Origin of the sequence: Lonsdalea iberica (assembly GCF_002111585.1) — a bacterium.
GTDB classification, from domain to species: domain Bacteria; phylum Pseudomonadota; class Gammaproteobacteria; order Enterobacterales; family Enterobacteriaceae; genus Lonsdalea; species Lonsdalea iberica.
Genome location: NZ_LUTP01000017.1, coordinates 38,442 through 54,188 on the forward strand (window position 1 = coordinate 38,442; position 15,747 = coordinate 54,188).

Annotated in this window: 15 protein-coding genes, 1 tRNA gene and 2 pseudogenes; 13 read left to right on the top strand and 5 right to left on the bottom strand. The window is 54.4% G+C overall.

All coding sequences use genetic code 11. The features are described 5' to 3' along the window. The first annotated feature begins 119 nt into the window (after positions 1 to 119). The 7 genes and pseudogenes from purE (at position 120) to AU511_RS08705 (ending at position 8,027) form a co-directional block, all read left to right on the top strand. The gene (gene purE / locus AU511_RS08675; RefSeq protein WP_094101930.1) at positions 120 to 629 is read left to right on the top strand and encodes a 5-(carboxyamino)imidazole ribonucleotide mutase; all 510 of its coding nucleotides are present in this window, start codon (positions 120 to 122) and stop codon (positions 627 to 629) included. Then, entirely contained in the window at positions 626 to 1,696 is a 1,071-nt protein-coding gene (gene purK / locus AU511_RS08680; protein WP_094109407.1) for a 5-(carboxyamino)imidazole ribonucleotide synthase, read from the top strand. Before purE ends, purK begins: the two co-directional genes overlap by 4 nt. Before the next feature lie 455 nt (positions 1,697 to 2,151). After that, positions 2,152 to 3,435, top strand: coding sequence for an HAAAP family serine/threonine permease (locus AU511_RS08685; protein ID WP_094109408.1), 1,284 nt, complete (start codon positions 2,152 to 2,154; stop codon positions 3,433 to 3,435). 192 nt (positions 3,436 to 3,627) lie between these two features. Continuing rightward, a complete protein-coding gene (gene ppk1, locus AU511_RS08690; protein WP_094101927.1) occupies positions 3,628 to 5,691 on the top strand; it encodes a polyphosphate kinase 1 in 2,064 nt (687 codons plus the stop codon). A 9-nt stretch (positions 5,692 to 5,700) separates the two neighbouring features. Beyond that, positions 5,701 to 7,244, top strand: a pseudogene (gene ppx / locus AU511_RS08695) (exopolyphosphatase). 193 nt (positions 7,245 to 7,437) lie between these two features. After that, positions 7,438 to 7,635, top strand: a complete 198-nt coding sequence (locus AU511_RS08700; RefSeq protein WP_240503797.1) for a YfgG family protein — start codon at positions 7,438 to 7,440, stop codon at positions 7,633 to 7,635. 125 nt (positions 7,636 to 7,760) lie between these two features. Continuing rightward, positions 7,761 to 8,027, top strand: a complete 267-nt coding sequence (locus AU511_RS08705; protein ID WP_094101924.1) for a DksA/TraR family C4-type zinc finger protein — start codon at positions 7,761 to 7,763, stop codon at positions 8,025 to 8,027. A gap of 37 nt (positions 8,028 to 8,064) precedes the next feature. On the opposite strand, the pseudogene AU511_RS08710 reads toward AU511_RS08705, so the two are convergent. Further along, positions 8,065 to 8,492: pseudogene (locus AU511_RS08710) on the bottom strand (universal stress protein). A gap of 218 nt (positions 8,493 to 8,710) precedes the next feature. Between AU511_RS08710 and AU511_RS08715 the strand changes: the two are divergent. Next, positions 8,711 to 9,073: a DUF4186 domain-containing protein gene (locus AU511_RS08715; protein WP_094109421.1), complete on the top strand. Its 363-nt coding sequence runs from the start codon at positions 8,711 to 8,713 to the stop codon at positions 9,071 to 9,073. 145 nt (positions 9,074 to 9,218) lie between these two features. On the opposite strand, the gene AU511_RS08720 is transcribed toward AU511_RS08715, so the two are convergent. Beyond that, positions 9,219 to 10,613: a glycoside hydrolase family 32 protein gene (locus AU511_RS08720; RefSeq protein ID WP_094101740.1), complete on the bottom strand. Its 1,395-nt coding sequence runs from the start codon at positions 10,611 to 10,613 to the stop codon at positions 9,219 to 9,221. A gap of 341 nt (positions 10,614 to 10,954) precedes the next feature. On the opposite strand from AU511_RS08720, the gene AU511_RS08725 reads away from it, so the two are divergent. Then, entirely contained in the window at positions 10,955 to 11,680 is a 726-nt protein-coding gene (locus AU511_RS08725; protein ID WP_094101741.1) for a LexA family transcriptional regulator, read from the top strand. 413 nt (positions 11,681 to 12,093) lie between these two features. Here AU511_RS08725 and AU511_RS08730 read toward each other — a convergent pair. Beyond that, positions 12,094 to 12,181, bottom strand: a tRNA-Ser gene (locus AU511_RS08730). Between the two features lie 234 nt (positions 12,182 to 12,415). Here AU511_RS08730 and yccA point away from each other — a divergent pair. Next, complete coding sequence (yccA, locus tag AU511_RS08735) at positions 12,416 to 13,075, top strand: FtsH protease modulator YccA (RefSeq protein ID WP_094101742.1); 660 nt, start codon at positions 12,416 to 12,418, stop codon at positions 13,073 to 13,075. 118 nt (positions 13,076 to 13,193) lie between these two features. Continuing rightward, positions 13,194 to 13,523: a sulfurtransferase TusE gene (tusE, locus tag AU511_RS08740; protein WP_094101743.1), complete on the top strand. Its 330-nt coding sequence runs from the start codon at positions 13,194 to 13,196 to the stop codon at positions 13,521 to 13,523. Positions 13,524 to 13,525: 2 nt separating this feature from the next. On the opposite strand, the gene yccX is transcribed toward tusE, so the two are convergent. Next, positions 13,526 to 13,804, bottom strand: a complete 279-nt coding sequence (yccX, locus tag AU511_RS08745) for an acylphosphatase (RefSeq protein WP_094109410.1) — start codon at positions 13,802 to 13,804, stop codon at positions 13,526 to 13,528. Positions 13,805 to 13,963: 159 nt separating this feature from the next. On the opposite strand from yccX, the gene hspQ reads away from it, so the two are divergent. After that, a complete protein-coding gene (gene hspQ / locus AU511_RS08750; RefSeq protein WP_094101745.1) occupies positions 13,964 to 14,275 on the top strand; it encodes a heat shock protein HspQ in 312 nt (103 codons plus the stop codon). Between the two features lie 55 nt (positions 14,276 to 14,330). Here the strand turns inward: hspQ and AU511_RS08755 are convergent, their stop codons facing one another. Then, positions 14,331 to 14,744, bottom strand: coding sequence for a CoA-binding protein (locus AU511_RS08755; RefSeq protein ID WP_094109422.1), 414 nt, complete (start codon positions 14,742 to 14,744; stop codon positions 14,331 to 14,333). Positions 14,745 to 14,966: 222 nt separating this feature from the next. On the opposite strand from AU511_RS08755, the gene AU511_RS08760 reads away from it, so the two are divergent. Then, entirely contained in the window at positions 14,967 to 15,638 is a 672-nt protein-coding gene (locus AU511_RS08760; RefSeq protein WP_167372010.1) for a DUF2057 family protein, read from the top strand. Positions 15,639 to 15,747: the final 109 nt, after the last annotated feature.

The following is a 15,747-nucleotide window of genomic DNA, read 5'->3' on the forward strand; positions in this document are numbered from 1 at the left end:
TCCCTCTGGGGTCATGGTATGCTCTACGCCCTCGTCGCCGGAGCGCCGACTCGGCGACGATGTGTCTATCACCCTGTGCTCTGACCGGCGTCAGGCACATTCACAGGAGCACTACAGGCATGTCATCCAACGCTGCCCCGGCGAAAATCGCCATCGTGATGGGTTCAAAGAGTGACTGGGCCACCATGCAGTTCGCAGCAGAAATCCTCACCACGCTGAATCTCCCTTTCCACGTTGAAATCGTGTCCGCGCACCGCACGCCGGATAAACTGTTCCGTTTTGCCGAAGCGGCGGCGGATAACGGCTTTGACGTCATCATTGCCGGAGCCGGTGGCGCTGCGCACCTGCCTGGTATGCTGGCCGCCAAAACGCTGGTGCCGGTGCTGGGCGTTCCGGTCCAGAGCGCAGCGCTGAGCGGGGTGGACAGCCTGTACTCCATCGTGCAGATGCCGCGCGGCATTCCGGTGGGGACGCTGGCGATAGGCAAAGCCGGCGCGGCCAATGCCGCCCTGCTCGCCGCACAGATTCTGGCGTTGCATGACCGCGAGCTGGCGACGCGTTTGACGGATTGGCGTCAGCGCCAAACCGACGATGTGCTCCAGCACGCCGATCCGCGGGAGGAAGCATGAAACCGGTCTGTGTATTGGGTAACGGTCAACTGGGACGCATGCTGCGTCAGGCTGGCGAACCGCTGGGCATCGCGGTCTATCCGGTGGGACTGGATGCCGAGCCCGAGTCTATCCCCTACCAGCACAGCGTCATCACCGCAGAAATCGAACGCTGGCCGGAAACCGCCCTCACCCGCCAGCTGGCGACGCAGCCTACATTTATCAATCGCGATATTTTCCCGCGTCTGGCCGATCGTTATACGCAGAAACAGCTGTTGGACGAGCTGCAGCTAGCAACGGCGCCGTGGCAGTTGCTAAGCAGCGCCGACGCCTGGCCCGACATCTTCAGTCGGTTGGGCGAACTGGCCATCGTCAAACGCCGCGTCGGCGGCTACGACGGCCGCGGCCAGTGGCGTCTGCGCCCCGGTGATGAGGCAACGCTGCCCGTGGACTGCTACGGCGAGTGCATCGTCGAGCAGGGAATTAACTTTTCCGGCGAAGTGTCGCTGATCGGCGCGCGCAACGCACTGGGCGAGTGCGTGTTTTATCCGCTGACCCACAATCTGCATCAGGACGGCATTCTGCGCACCAGCGTCGCGCTGCCCCATCCTGAACCGGCCTTGCAACGGCAGGCTGAAAAGATGCTGTCCGCCATTTTGCATCATCTGGGCTATGTCGGCGTGATGGCGATGGAGTGCTTTATCGTCGGCGACCAACTGCTGATCAACGAGCTCGCGCCGCGCGTGCATAACAGCGGCCACTGGACCCAGAACGGCGCGTCTATCAGTCAGTTCGAACTGCATTTGCGTGCAATCCTCGATTTGCCGATGCCCGCGCCCGTCGTCAGCACGCCGTCGGTGATGGTCAATCTTATCGGTACTGACGTGAATGCCGACTGGCTGACGCTGCCGCTGACGCATCTGCACTGGTATGAGAAAGCCGTGCGTCCGGGCCGAAAGGTCGGGCATCTGAATCTCAGCGATCCGGACTCCGCGCTCCTCCGCGAAACGCTACAGGCGCTGACGCCGATGCTGCCTTCGGAGTATCAGTCCGGGCTTACGTGGGCGCAACAAAAGCTATCGGCCTGATCTCGGGCTGCGCGGATGTCCCCGGAGATCCGCGCGCCGACGCCACGTTTTAACACCGTGCTTGCCCGTCGCCTCGTCAGGGGGGCGTGGCAGGCGACCGGGTTTGCACCCGTGATTTATTTCGCGGGATAATAGCGCCGTCATTCAGGCCATCAGATTGTGACTGAATGCGATGACCGCGTGTTATCACCGTGGCGCTCACGGAAACTGGTATTTAAGGATGTATTTCCCGCAATGAAGATTTCTCCTCTGTTCATCGGTGTTTTTCCCGGCTTATCGCCGTCATGTGTTGTCCTATCCGCTGCTCCGCTGCGTCGCCGTCCGCCTGCGAGAAGAATGTCAGCATCACTCGACAATAGTGGTCCTGATGTGACTACCCTCGCACACTTCGCCCGGCCCCACGTTGTGAGCCGGACGTCTGTTTTATATGCATGACTCGCTCAGGAGAGAGTTGTATGAGCTCAATTCAGGAAAGCAGCGCGGTCTTTGACACCGCCTCCACTTGGCGTAAAAGCGATACCGTCTGGATGTTGGGACTGTATGGCACGGCCATCGGCGCCGGGGTGCTGTTTTTGCCCATTAACGCCGGTATAGGCGGTTTGTTGCCGCTCATCATCATGGCAGTTATCGCGTTTCCCATGACCCACTATTCGCATCGCGCACTATGCCGTTTCGTCCTGTCAGGCAAAGGGGACGCGGAAGATATCACCGAGGTGGTGGAGGAACATTTCGGCGCCCGGGCCGGTCATCTCATCACTCTGCTGTACTTTTTCGCAATCTACCCCATTCTGCTCGTCTACAGCGTGGCAATCACCAATACCGTCGACAGCTTTATCACGCACCAGCTACACCTGCCTTCGCCGCCGCGCGCGCTGCTCGCACTGACGCTGATTTTGTGTCTGATGTTCGTGGTGCGCTTCGGGGAAGCCACCATCGTGAAAGCGATGAGCGTGCTGGTGTATCCGTTCTTGACCGTGCTGTTGCTGCTAGCCTGCTATCTGGTGCCGCACTGGAATCTATCGGTATTCCATACGTTGTCGCTGTCCGGAGCCGTGAACGGCAGCAGCCTACCCGCGACGCTGTGGCTGGCGATTCCGGTGATGGTGTTCTCCTTCAACCACTCGCCGATTATCTCTTCGTTCGCCGTGGCCAAGCGTAAGGAGTACGGCGATGCGGCGGAGAAGAAGTGCGCGCGTATCCTGTCCTACAGCCATGTGATGATGGTATTGACGGTCATGTTCTTCGTGTTCAGCTGCGTACTGGCGCTGTCGCCGGAAGAGCTGATGGCGGCGAAAACGCAAAATATTTCGATTTTGTCTTATCTGGCGAACCACTTTGACAGCGCGCTTATCGGCTATGCGGCGCCGCTGATCGCGACCGTCGCCATCTCCAAGTCGTTCCTGGGTCACTACCTGGGCGCGGGCGAAGGATTCAACGGACTGGTGGTGAAAACGCTGCGGCGACGCGGCAAAACGCTGGCACCTCGTACGCTGAACCGCATCACCACTGTTTTTATGCTGCTGACCACTTGGGCAGTGGCCACGTGGAATCCCAGCATTTTGGGGATGATTGAAACGCTGGGCGGCCCGATCATCGCCTGCCTGCTGTTTTTAATGCCGATGTATGCGATCCATCGCGTCCCTGCGATGCGGCGCTATAGCGGCCAGCTCAGCAATCTCTTCGTGACGCTGACGGGACTGATTGCGATGACCGCAATTATCTACAGCCTGTGTCAGTAACCCCCGGAGTGCGGCGCTATGCGCCGCACTCCGTCGCTGTTTTGTATACACGTCAATGCACACCGTGAATCCCCACCCCCGTTCAACGGCATAATAAAAAGTCCATTTGAATACTCGCCATGCCCGTCATTCACGCGCCATAATGGTAATGGATAGTAGAAACACTTCAGTAAATCATTTAACGGAGTGAGAATGAGTCAGGACAAACTCTACATAGACAAAGAGTTGAGTTGGTTATCTTTCAATGAACGCGTACTTCAAGAAGCCGCCGACAAGAATAATCCGCTGATTGAACGTATGCGCTTTCTGGGCATCTACTCCAGCAATTTGGATGAATTCTACAAGGTCCGATTCGCCGAACTGAAACGTCGTATTCTGATTAACGAAGAGCAAGGTTCCGCCAGCGGACTGCGTCATCTGCTCAGCAAAATTCAGATGCGCGTACTGAAAACCGATCAGTTGTTCGACAATTTGTATAATGAGCTGCTGCTGGAGATGGCGCGCAACCAGATTTTTTTGGTCAACGAGCGGCAGGTGTCGCCCAACCAGCAAGCGTGGCTGCGCGACTACTTCAAGCACTACCTGCGTCCGCACATCACCCCGATTCTACTGCTGCCTGAAACCAATCTGATTCAGTTTCTGAAAGACGATTACACCTATTTGGCTATCGAAATTATTCGCGGTGAGAAGACGGACTACGCGCTGTTGGAAATCCCTTCCGACAAGGTCGCTCGCTTCGTCGATCTGCCGCCGGAAGCGCCACATCGTCGCAAAACCATGATCCTCATCGATAATATCCTCCGCTACTGTCTGGATGATATTTTCCGCGGCTTTTTCGATTACGACGAGCTTAACGCCTACTCCATGAAGATGACCCGCGACGCCGAGTACGATCTGGTGACGGAAATGGAGTCCAGCCTGCTGGAGCTGATGTCGTCCAGCCTCAAACAGCGGCTGACGGCCAAGCCGGTCCGCTTCGTCTATCAACGCGACATGCCGGATGCGATGGTGGAGTGCCTGCTCAAGAAACTGGATATCACCTCCTACGACTCTGTCATCCCCGGTGGCCGCTACCACAACTTCAAGGACTTCATCGGCTTTCCAAACGTGGGGCGCGCCAACCTGGTCAACAAGCCGCTGCCACGCCTGCGTCATCTGGGATTCAATCACTTCCGCAACGGCTTTGACGCTATCCGTGAGCGCGATGTGCTGCTGTACTACCCTTACCATACCTTCGAGCACGTGCTGGAGATTCTGCGGCAGGCGTCCTTCGACCCCAGCGTGCTGGCGATTAAAATCAACATCTATCGTGTCGCCAAAGATTCCCGCATTATCAACTCCATGATCCACGCCGCGCATAACGGCAAAAAGGTCACGGTGGTGGTGGAACTGCAGGCGCGTTTCGATGAGGCCGCCAACATCCACTGGGCGAAAAGACTGACAGAAGCCGGCGTGCACGTCATCTTCTCCATTCCCGGCCTGAAAATTCACGCCAAGCTGTTTTTGATCTCACGGCGTGAAGGCGACAACGTGGTGCGCTATGCACATATCGGCACCGGCAACTTCAACGAAAAAACCGCGCGGCTATATACCGACTACTCGCTGCTTACGGCTGACGAACGTATCACCAACGAAGTGCGCCGGGTCTTCAACTTCATCGAAAACCCGTACCGGCCGGTGAGCTTCGATCACCTCCTGGTGTCCCCCCAGAACTCCCGCAGCCGCCTCTATGAGCTGATCGACCGCGAAATCGCCAACGCGCAGAATGGACTCGAGGCGAGAATCACCCTGAAGGTGAACAACCTCGTGGACAAAGGCCTGGTGGACCGGCTCTATGCCGCTTCCGGCGCCGGGGTGAAAATGAACCTATTGGTCCGTGGAATGTGCTCGCTCATTCCCGGTATCCCGGGGATCAGTGATAATATCCGCGTCACCAGCATCATAGATCGTTATCTGGAGCATGACCGACTGTACGTTTTCCACAACGGCGGCGACAAGCAAGTGTTTCTCTCCTCCGCCGACTGGATGACCCGCAACATCGATTACCGCATCGAAGTCGCGGTGGAAGTGCTGGACCAGACGCTGAAAGCGCGAATCCTCGACATTCTGGAGATTCTGTTCAGCGATACGGTCAAAGCCCGCGTGCTGGACAAGGAGTTGAACAATCACTACGTCACTCGTGGCAACCGGCGCAAAGTCCGCGCCCAGAATGCGATCTATGAATATCTTAAGGTCCTTGAGCAACCCGAAGAGTAGGCCAGAGCCATGCCTTTAACCGACAATATCGCTGAAAAACCCCAGGAATTCGCCGCCATCGATCTGGCTCCAACAGTTTTCATATGGTGGTCGCCCGCGTGGTCAATGGCGCGCTTCAGGTGCTTAGCCGCCTAAAACAACGGGTGCATATGGTAGACGGACTCGACAGCCACAATCGGTTGAGCGAGGAGTCCATGGAACGTGGTTTGAACTGTCTTATGCTGTTCGCCGAGCGACTGCAAGGATTCCCCGCAGCCAATGTCTCTATCGTCGGCACGCATGCCCTGCGAGAAGCCCATAACGCGCAGGAATTTCTGCATCGCGCTGCCAAAATCATTCCCTATCCGATTTCGATTATTTCCGGACACGAAGAAGCACGACTGATCTTTATGGGCGTGGAACACACGCAGCCGGAAAAAGGCCGTAAGCTGGTGATCGACATCGGCGGCGGGTCGACGGAGCTGGTGATAGGCGAAGATTTCGAGCCTAAGCTGGTGGAAAGCCGCCGCATGGGCTGCGTCAGCTTCGCCCAACTGTTTTTCCCCGACGGCGAAATCAACGCCAACAACTTCAAACGCGCCCGTCTTGCCGCCGCGCAACAGCTGGAGAATCTGGCCTGGCAATACCGTATCTACGGATGGGACTATGCGCTGGGCGCCTCCGGCACCATCAAGGCCGCCAACGAGATCCTGCTGGCGATGGGCGAGAAAGACGGTCAGATTACGCTGGAACGTCTTGAAATGTTGCGCGATGAGATCTTGAAGCATAAGAACGTTAAGGCCTTAAGTCTTCCAGGCCTGACGGATGAGCGACAGAACGTGCTGGTTCCCGGCCTGGCCATCCTCTGCGGGGTCTTCGATACGTTGGCTATCGATAAGCTCAGGCTGTCGGATGGTGCGTTGCGGGAAGGCGTGCTGTATGAAATGGAGGGCCGCTTCCGCCATCAGGATATCCGTATCCGCACCGCGAAAAGTTTGGCAAGCCATTACAACATTGACCGCGAGCAGGCCAATCGCGTACGTGAAACGGCGGAACTCCTGTACGGCCAGTGGGAAGAACAGAATCCCACGCTAGTGAATCCGCAGTTGGAAGCCATTTTGAAATGGGCGGCCATGCTGTATGAAGTGGGCCTCGGTATCAACCATAGCGGAATGCACCGCCACTCCGCCTACATACTGCAATATACCAATCTGCCAGGCTTCAATCAGGAGCAGCAGATGGTGCTGTCACTGTTAGTGCGCTGGCATCGCAAGACGATAAAAACAGACGAGCTGCCGCGCCTGAATCAGTTCAAAAAGAAACAGTACATGCCAATGATACTGCTGCTGCGGCTGGCTACGCTGCTAAACAACCAGCGCCAAGCTACGACGTCGCCGCAGACGCTGCGTCTGGCGACAGACGATCGCACCTGGACCCTGATTTTCCCGTTCGGCTATTTCAGTCAAAATACGCTGGTGCAGCTCGACCTGGAAAAAGAGCAGGAATACTGGCAGGGCATCAGCGACTGGACGTTATTGATTGAAGAGGAAAAAGAGTCGCCGACGCAGATTTAGGGCAGGACGAATGCCCCGGCGCCTTACTCCTGCTTCACATTGTGAAATTTTTCACATTTTCGCCTGAGGGTGATTTTTTGCCCCAGGCGCATTGACCCCGCTGTCAGCTTGTGTCTAAATAAACAACAGCGAATGTCCGCTTTTATCAGGAATACATCCGGTAATGTCTACGATTACCCCCAGGCGAAGATTCATGTTACGTCAACGACGAAGTAGTACGCGTATAGCCCGTACCGTACTCATGATCAGTCTCATCATTCTGTTAGGTCGCTTTGTTTATTCCGCCGTCGGCGCCTTTCTTTATCACCAGGAAATTCAGCAGCAAATACGCGTTGAGCATCCCCTGGCCACATCTACCGTCACCCCCCTGCTCAACGAGAGTAGTCGCTAAGCCCACGCGTTCTGCTGATTTCAGCTATTTTATGATTACCGACTCGCATCGAGGCGGGCGTTGTGTATTCGTGTCACATACGATGCAGACGATGACCGCGTCATCCAGCAAGCAGGAGGTCAATAATGGCAAGTGGTTGGTCAAGTGACGGTTCCGTACAGGAACAAATCGACGCCACCGTCGATGATGCCATCGCGCAGGCGCGCAGCCAGTTACATCGCGGCGAAAGCGCCGACTACTGCGAGGAGTGCGGGGAGCCGATCCCAGAAGCCCGGCGAAAAGCGTTACCGGGCGTACGCTACTGCGTTGTCTGTCAGGGAAAAATCGACAAACAGCGCAACATCAATGCTGGCTACAATCGCCGAGGCAGTAAAGACAGCCAGCTTCGTTGAGTGGCGGACGCCGCAACTGCGCAGCGTCTTTACTTTGTTACCGCGCCACCAGCACCGACGTTTTGGCGTGGCGCACAATCGCCGAGGAGTTGGACCCCAGCAGGTAGGTTTTAACGCTAGGGCGGCGTGAACCGACCACTATCAGATCGGCCTTGATCTCCTCGGCCAGCTCCAATACCTCATCGCGCGGCGTGGGAAGGTAATACTGTGGTCAAGCTGCTCAGCCGGAAGGTCGATCTGGCTCAATAGTTCGTGCAGCTTTTCATCCGCCTTGATCACCGCCTCGTTTTCAAACTCCTTCAGTCCGAACGCATAAGCGGAAATGTAGGCGGAAACATCCGGGAGAACATGAAAAAGATGCAGTTTCGCACCGGATAATTTTGCGAGAAACGTGGCCTGAGACAGTGCGTTTTGGGTCAAATCTTCTTCATCGATATCGACTGGCACCAAGATAGTCTTATACATAACAGCCCCCTTCCCTGTGTGCCTTGGCAGTCTCAGCGTAGCTCTGTTTTCCGTTGAGATAAATGGCGATGGTCCACTTTTGTGAGTTGGGCGTCAATGAGTCACAAGAATCAAATATACTTAACATACAAATAGTTACTGCATCACCATTTGCCAGCCGTCCAAAAGCCTTTATGCTTCCTCTGTTTCCGAACACTGACTTTTACGAGCATTACATCATGTCTGCCAATCACGATTTATTTCTCCGCCTTTCGCGCTCCGCTTTTCGCCAACGGTTTCATCTTGGCCCCAAAGAGCGTGATTATTGCTATAGCAAAGGCAAAAGTGTGATCGCTTCACACGCCGCCGACTTCATCGCGCAGCGGCTGGCGCCCGCGCAGCCTAAAAATGATGGAACACAGACGCCCATGCGCGGACATCCGGTCTTTATCGCCCAGCATGCCACGGCAACCTGCTGCCGAGGGTGCTTGTCAAAATGGCACGGCATCGCCAAACAACGACCGCTGACGGCAGAGGAGCAACACTATATCGTTGGGGTGATTTTGCAGTGGATTGAGCAGGATTTAGCGACGGCATCGTAGACAAAAAACGGGCGGGGGAATTGATGGCGGGTCGCGAAAAAGGCGCTCCCTGATTGATAAGCGCTGTCGTTTCTGATGGAGCGACAGCGAGGGACATACTTTTATCGGTCCGTTTCTCGAAAGAGAAAGCGGACCGTGTGGGCAATTACATACTCACGATATTGACCTGAACATCTCCTGCCGAAGAAAAAGTGACATACGTGCAAGATTCGCCTGAACTGAAAAACAGTTCGATCACGCCAAAGTCAATAAACATGTTCATCCATGAAATGTCTTTGCTTAACGTGAACGCGTGAGGTTTTTCAAACTCGGTGATCCCCTCTGCTTTTGCCGAGCGGCGCACAATGCTGCAATCACGGGTTGCGGGAATGTAAGTCACGACAAAAGTCCAGTCACTACCGCCAACCTCGATTTTGATCTCGCTGGCGGTACTGCCCTGAAAGTCAAAGCCGATGTAGCCCCTCCCATCAATCGCTAAAGGCAGCGCAGTATCTTCGATGTCGAGGGTTTCAGTAATTTCTGAAGCAATCGCATCCGAAAAAGAAGAGACCGGTTTGTTTTCGATGTAGTACTCATTGTCCACGTAGCGCAGTTTGAGTTTACGCATGAGGGTCGCAATACCGATGTTGCTGGACTTGTCGACGATGGGCTGCGCATCCGCATCTTGCCAATAACCCCAATTTGAGGCCCAACCGAGGCAGTACAGACGATCAAAGCTTTTCATCTCATCATATCCGGCACGCGCACCGTAGAAATCGGGACCGTGATCGATGACTACCGGCGCAGGTGTTTCGATATTGCCGAACACCATCGTGTCGTAATCCACCGTTCCCACATGCATAAACGTCCCCGTCGTCCCCAACGTTCCGCCATTGGCACCGAATACCAGCACGGACTTGTTGTATCCCAGATCGCTACACGACACTTCTAACAACGTAGGGCACTCGATTAACCCCATATTGTCAATCACTATGCTGTCGATATAGGTGAACGGCGCTTTACCGGTGAGGGAACGATAGATGCCGATCTTGCCGCCTTCGGCCAGATAGATGTACACCGCGCCATTGTGAATGAACGCAAACGGGTCGCGATAATTTTCAAGCTGCAGTTCATTGGGTTGTACGGGATTGGACTCGCAGGATTTGAAGGTGTAACCCTTATCGTTCGAATACCACAGGTTAGTGGTTTGCACTCCATCGTTATAGCTGGTGACATAAGCCAACCAAGCACCCGCGCCGTAACCCACCAGATTGTTTTGATCGATCACCACCGAACCGGTGGCGATGTCTCCCTGTGGCGTGGTGTATTTCGGGATTGCCACCCCATGATCTTCGAATGTCACCCAGTCGGACGTGGTGAAATGTCGCCACTCCGTACCATTACCCCCCCAGGAATAGTCCCCATTCCATAAAAAGTATCCGTGCCACAGAGAGGTCTCGCTGTCGTACAGAAACGTCTGGATATCATTCATAAAACCCGGTTCTTCACTGGATAGGTGAAAACCGTTGCTGAAAACAAATTGTTCAATGACTTCGGCCATGGTGAAACTCCTCTTGTTTACGCATAACCCACCTTCGCCCCATACGGACGAAGACGTTTTCCAATGTTCCCAGCACAGTCGACTTGGCTAATTTGCTATGTGGGATGCGTTTGTTCACAGACTGAAAGACGTGAAGTAAAGCAACCCTTTCCCCTCTCGTCACAGGCGTATGCGGCCAAATCCTCCGTAAGGGATTGGTAGCGTTGATTTTTGATGAATTGATAAAAATTGTCATATTGGCTCCATATTGGTATCAGACAAGTAAAACTTACAACATTCTCGCCCAATTACAAGTTTAAATTTAAATGAAAATTTCAATATTTGCTTGTAGCATAGGTAAAATGAACGAAAAAAAGCGTCTCACCACAGCATCGCGCATCGCACAACTCCTCACCGAGAAAGGCTGGAACCAGTCTATTCTGGCCCGCAAACTGAAGATTTCCCCTCAGGCTGTACAAGGCTGGGTATCCGGTAAAACGGCACCGCGCGGCGCTCATCTGGAAAAGCTGTCCCAAGTCAGCGGCTATCCTGAGCATTGGTTTTTCATGTCCCGGGAAGACGACGAGCGCACCGTGATATGTCCGAATACATCTCCAGCAGCCCCCTTACCCGTTAAGCGTACGGACTGCCAACGTTATCGCGTCGATATGCTCGCTATACAGGTCAGCGCCGGGCATGGCGTCGTGTCGTCATCAGAGTTTGTTGAAACCATCAAAGCCATTGAGTACACCCATGAGCAGGCACGGATGCTGTTTGGCAGCAAGCCCGCCAGCGCCATCAAAATGGTGACGGTCAAAGGCGATAGCATGGCGTCTACCATCGAACCGGGGGATATGATCTTTGTTGATGTGTCCGTCAACACCTTCGACGGCGATGGGATCTATGTGTTTGTCTTCGGCAATATGCTGTATGTCAAGCGGCTGCAAATGCTGAAACATCGACTGTTGGTCCTGTCCGACAACCCCAAATATCAGTCCTGGCATATCGAAGATGGGGAGCAAGATGAATTTCACGTCATCGCGAAAGTGCTGCTTAGTCAGTCCGTCAACTTCAAGCGGTTCGGGTAAGCGACAGCATGCTGGTCGCAGGCTGCCCAAGGCAAGAGGCGCCACGACCGCTCGACACGGCGTAAAACCAAGGCATTTTATCCTCGCCAGGGGATATTCACCGCCCTCCTCGTCCGAGAAACTATTCAGCTGACGCAATGCCGGGATTGCAGCGCATTCCGGTGCCACGCCGTTTCGTCAATAATCGGGTATCGACAGACGGAAAACTTGTTGCTGTGAGTGCTGTGAGTGCTGTGAGTGCTGTGAGTGCTGTGAGTGCTGTGAGTGCTGTGAGTGTGATGATGCGCCAGCTCAGGCTAAACAGCACTGCGCAATCCTATGATAGAGAACGAAAAACAACGCCAAGGGGAGAATCACGCGTAGAATAACGCAAAAAGAAAAGGGGCTGCTATTGAGCAACCCCTTGAAATGGATGGCGGAGGAGTAGAGATTCGAACTCTAGAACGGTTTCCCGTCGCCGGTTTTCAAGACCGGTGCCTTCAACCACTCGGCCACTCCTCCGCAACGAGGCGAACTATAAACAGAGCGCCTGATGTTGTAAAGCGACAACCGGTTCGATTGCCTTAAAAATAGGCTAATGGCGATTGGATGGGTGGAAATTCATCATTTCGCTCACACTTTCTTCTGCACACGCCGGTGAATGCAAGTAAAGAAGGGTAAAACACCTTTAATCACACAGCGTGACTACCTAATCTAAGCGTGAAATAAAGACCCCTTATAGAGAGAGTCGCCACTATGGATCGCTTTGTTACCTCAACATCACGTGAACAATCGCTGCTCAGCACCCACAAAGTGCTGCGCAATACCTACTTCCTTCTGTCGCTGACGCTGGGATTTTCCGCCGTCACCGCAACGCTCAGCACTGTCTTCAACCTCCCTGCCCCAGGCCTCTTGCTGATGCTGGCGGGATTCTATGGTCTGATGTTCCTGACCTATAAGCTGGCGAACAGCCCGGCGGGGATATTGGCTGTTTTCGCGCTGACCGGCTTTATGGGATATACCCTGGGACCGATTCTGAGCACGCTCATCGCGTCCGGCGCGGGCGACATCATCATGCTTGCCCTTGGCGGCACCGCGTTGGTGTTCTTCTGCTGTTCCGCCTACGTGTTGACCACGCGTAAAGATATGTCGTTCCTGTCCGGAATGATGATCACCGGTTTTGTCGTGCTTCTGGTCGCTACCATCGCCAACCTGTTCCTGCACATTCCGGCATTGCAGATGGCGATTAGCGTCATGTTTATTCTGTTCTCCGCCGGCGCCATTTTGTGGGAAACCAGCAACATTATTCACGGCGGCGAAACCAACTACATCCGGGCCACGGTCAGCCTGTACGTTTCCATCTACAACGTGTTCGTCAGCCTGCTGAGCTTGCTGGGGATGAGCCGCAGTAACTAAATTTAGTCCCTTCCCCCCTCGTCAGAGCCCCACCCCGGTGGGGCTTTTGTTTTCGCGCCGCCTTCCCTCAGCCAAAATTTGGTAAACTAGGCGTGTTTTGACGTCATTTCGAGGTGTTATGTTTACGTTTGAAGGCCGCGTCATCGAGACCGACGCGCAGGGATACTTGAAAAATAGCCAGGACTGGCAGGAAGGGATGGCGCCCCTGCTGGCGGAAGAAGAGGGGATCGCGTTGTCGGAAGCGCATTGGGAAGTGCTGCGCTTTGTGCGGGCGTTTTATCTGGAGTTCAACACTTCGCCCGCGATCCGGATGTTGGTCAAAGCGATGGCGCAGAAATATGGCGAGGAAAAAGGGAATAGCCGCTATCTTTATCGCTTATTCCCCAAAGGTCCCGCCAAGCAGGCCACCAAAATCGCAGGATTGCCGAAACCGGTGAAATGCATCTAAATTCAATAAAGAATATCGAACGCACGGTAATCGGTATTGCCGTGCGGCTCAGTCGACACCCGGTCGACGCGGGCATGTTTTGGTCCACCTTTTTTCACCCACTCCACTAGTTCCTCCACCGTGTCTGCTTCGCCGCAGGCAACTAGCTCGACGCTACCGTCATCACAGTTTTTGACGTACCCGGTCAACCCCAATATTTGCGCCCGAGTCTGCGTATGAAAACGAAACCCTACCCTCTGAACCAGACCGTTAACATAGACTTTCACCGCCATCTGAGACATCTGTTCTCCTCAATTTTGTCTTAAAGCTACGCCTTATGCCTTGGCGCCACACGGCTTAGCCGTGCCAAATACCCCTGAAAAACGCCTGTTATCTACGCTTGAAATTGCCGTTAGCGTACCCCATTTATAGTAAGTCAGATTCGTCTCTCGGGAGGTTATATGATTATCTGTAAATTTGGCATCGGACAGCAGATTCGTCATAAGCTGCTGGGATTTCCCGGAGTAGTGGTCGACATCGACCCTGAGTATTCGTTGGAAAAACCCGCGTGGGAAGAGCTCGCCGCTGCCGAGACGCAGCGCACGGCGCCGTGGTACCACGTGGTTATGGAGGATGAGGCCGGTCAGCCGGTCCATACCTATCTGGCGGAAGCGCAGTTGCAGCAGGATGAGCATGCCGAAACAGAATCGGACTCACCGCTGGATGAGCTCGCGGCACAAATTAAAAGCCGCGCTCCTAAGCTGCTCCACTAACTTCATCGCAGACTGCCAGCCTTATCACTTTCCATCAGTCATAAGGCCCGGCAGGTTATCTCTCCAGTCCCAACCGCGGGATTTCGATTTTTGGACAGCGGTCCATGATGACCTTCAAACCAGCGTTGCTGGCCAGCACGGCGGCCTCTTCGTTTATTACGCCTAACTGCAGCCACAACACCTTTGCGCCAATGGCGATGGCGTCTTGTGCCACGCTGAACGCCGCTTCAGGCTGGCGGAAGACATCCACCATATCCACCGGCCGGGGAATATCGCTCAGCGAGGCATAGGCCGTTTGCCCCAACAGCGTCTGTCCGGCAAGTTTGGGACTCACCGGGATCACGTCATACCCCTGACCCAGCAGATAAGCCATGACGCCATAGCTGGGTCGCGTACTTTTCTCGCTGGCGCCGACCAGTGCGATGGTCTTGACGGAGCCGAGCGCCGATTGAATCTCTATGTCGTTCAACATCATGCTACTCCTCATCGATACGAGACGATGGTTTTAGTGTATCGCATCTCCCGGACAGGCTGGCCCCCATGACATATCATTTTCCGCTGGGCCAACAAAACGCTATTCTTCGCCGTCTTTTAACGAAACATAAACTATCTGGGGTTTCTCGGTGGAAACTTTGACACATGCATCACCTTATTAAACAATATTGCGGTCGCCGAATATTCTGGGGAAATGATGAAATTCAAGTTTGCCTTTATCTGCCTGTCACTGGCCACATGCGCAACGTCTGCGATGGCCACGACGCTGAAACTCGGCCCCGACATCGAGCTGATCGTCGTCGATGGCAGAAAAGTACCCGCCCCGCTGCTCAAAGGCGCGGGCAGTCTGGAATTGAATGGCGGCGACCACCAACTCCTGTTCCGGGTGAACAAAACGACAGACGTTCGTAAAGGCATGAAAGAGGTTTTCCACAGCAATGGGCTGATCGCCACCTTCAATACCCATAACCAAAGCGCGATAACCATCCACCTGCCGGATCTTTCTACGCCGAAGTTACGCAAACAGTTTAAGCAAAAAGCGCACTATCAGCTGATGGGCGATCACAACCAGCCCATCAGCGCGACAACCGACAGGATCACGCTAACCGAGGCCGATCTGAACGGCGACATCGAGAAAAAAATGATTGCCTACAACAGCGCAGCGCTCCCGGCCTCCGTCCCTGCGCTCACCGCCCTGCCGCCGTCGCAGCCCGTGACGCCGCCTGCGAACGATGCCAATGCCGAGCCGCTGACGCCCGCTGCGGATAAAACCGATCCGTTTATCCTGATGCAGTACTGGTTTCAAAAAGCCGACCAGAAAACCCGACAACGTTTTCTTCAATGGGCAGCGGGCAACGACGGTCAATAGTCGGAACTCACCCCGGACGTTGAGGAACGACGCCCAGAAATCCGTTCAGGCATCACCCTTTTTACATTCAATTGAAAATCTGTTTTTGTTACCTGACAGACACACAGTA

Coding starts and splice junctions, on each gene's coding strand:
- AU511_RS08725 (WP_094101741.1), top strand. CDS start 10,955: ATGAACGAAAAAAAGCGTCTCACCACAGCATCGCGCATCGCACAACTC.
- AU511_RS08715 (WP_094109421.1), top strand. CDS start 8,711: ATGTCTGCCAATCACGATTTATTTCTCCGCCTTTCGCGCTCCGCTTTT.
- AU511_RS08760 (WP_167372010.1), top strand. CDS start 14,967: ATGAAATTCAAGTTTGCCTTTATCTGCCTGTCACTGGCCACATGCGCA.
- AU511_RS08720 (WP_094101740.1), bottom strand. CDS start 10,613: ATGGCCGAAGTCATTGAACAATTTGTTTTCAGCAACGGTTTTCACCTA.
- ppk1 (WP_094101927.1), top strand. CDS start 3,628: ATGAGTCAGGACAAACTCTACATAGACAAAGAGTTGAGTTGGTTATCT.
- AU511_RS08705 (WP_094101924.1), top strand. CDS start 7,761: ATGGCAAGTGGTTGGTCAAGTGACGGTTCCGTACAGGAACAAATCGAC.
- yccX (WP_094109410.1), bottom strand. CDS start 13,804: ATGTCTCAGATGGCGGTGAAAGTCTATGTTAACGGTCTGGTTCAGAGG.
- AU511_RS08685 (WP_094109408.1), top strand. CDS start 2,152: ATGAGCTCAATTCAGGAAAGCAGCGCGGTCTTTGACACCGCCTCCACT.
- AU511_RS08700 (WP_240503797.1), top strand. CDS start 7,438: ATGTTACGTCAACGACGAAGTAGTACGCGTATAGCCCGTACCGTACTC.
- tusE (WP_094101743.1), top strand. CDS start 13,194: ATGTTTACGTTTGAAGGCCGCGTCATCGAGACCGACGCGCAGGGATAC.
- yccA (WP_094101742.1), top strand. CDS start 12,416: ATGGATCGCTTTGTTACCTCAACATCACGTGAACAATCGCTGCTCAGC.
- hspQ (WP_094101745.1), top strand. CDS start 13,964: ATGATTATCTGTAAATTTGGCATCGGACAGCAGATTCGTCATAAGCTG.
- purE (WP_094101930.1), top strand. CDS start 120: ATGTCATCCAACGCTGCCCCGGCGAAAATCGCCATCGTGATGGGTTCA.
- purK (WP_094109407.1), top strand. CDS start 626: ATGAAACCGGTCTGTGTATTGGGTAACGGTCAACTGGGACGCATGCTG.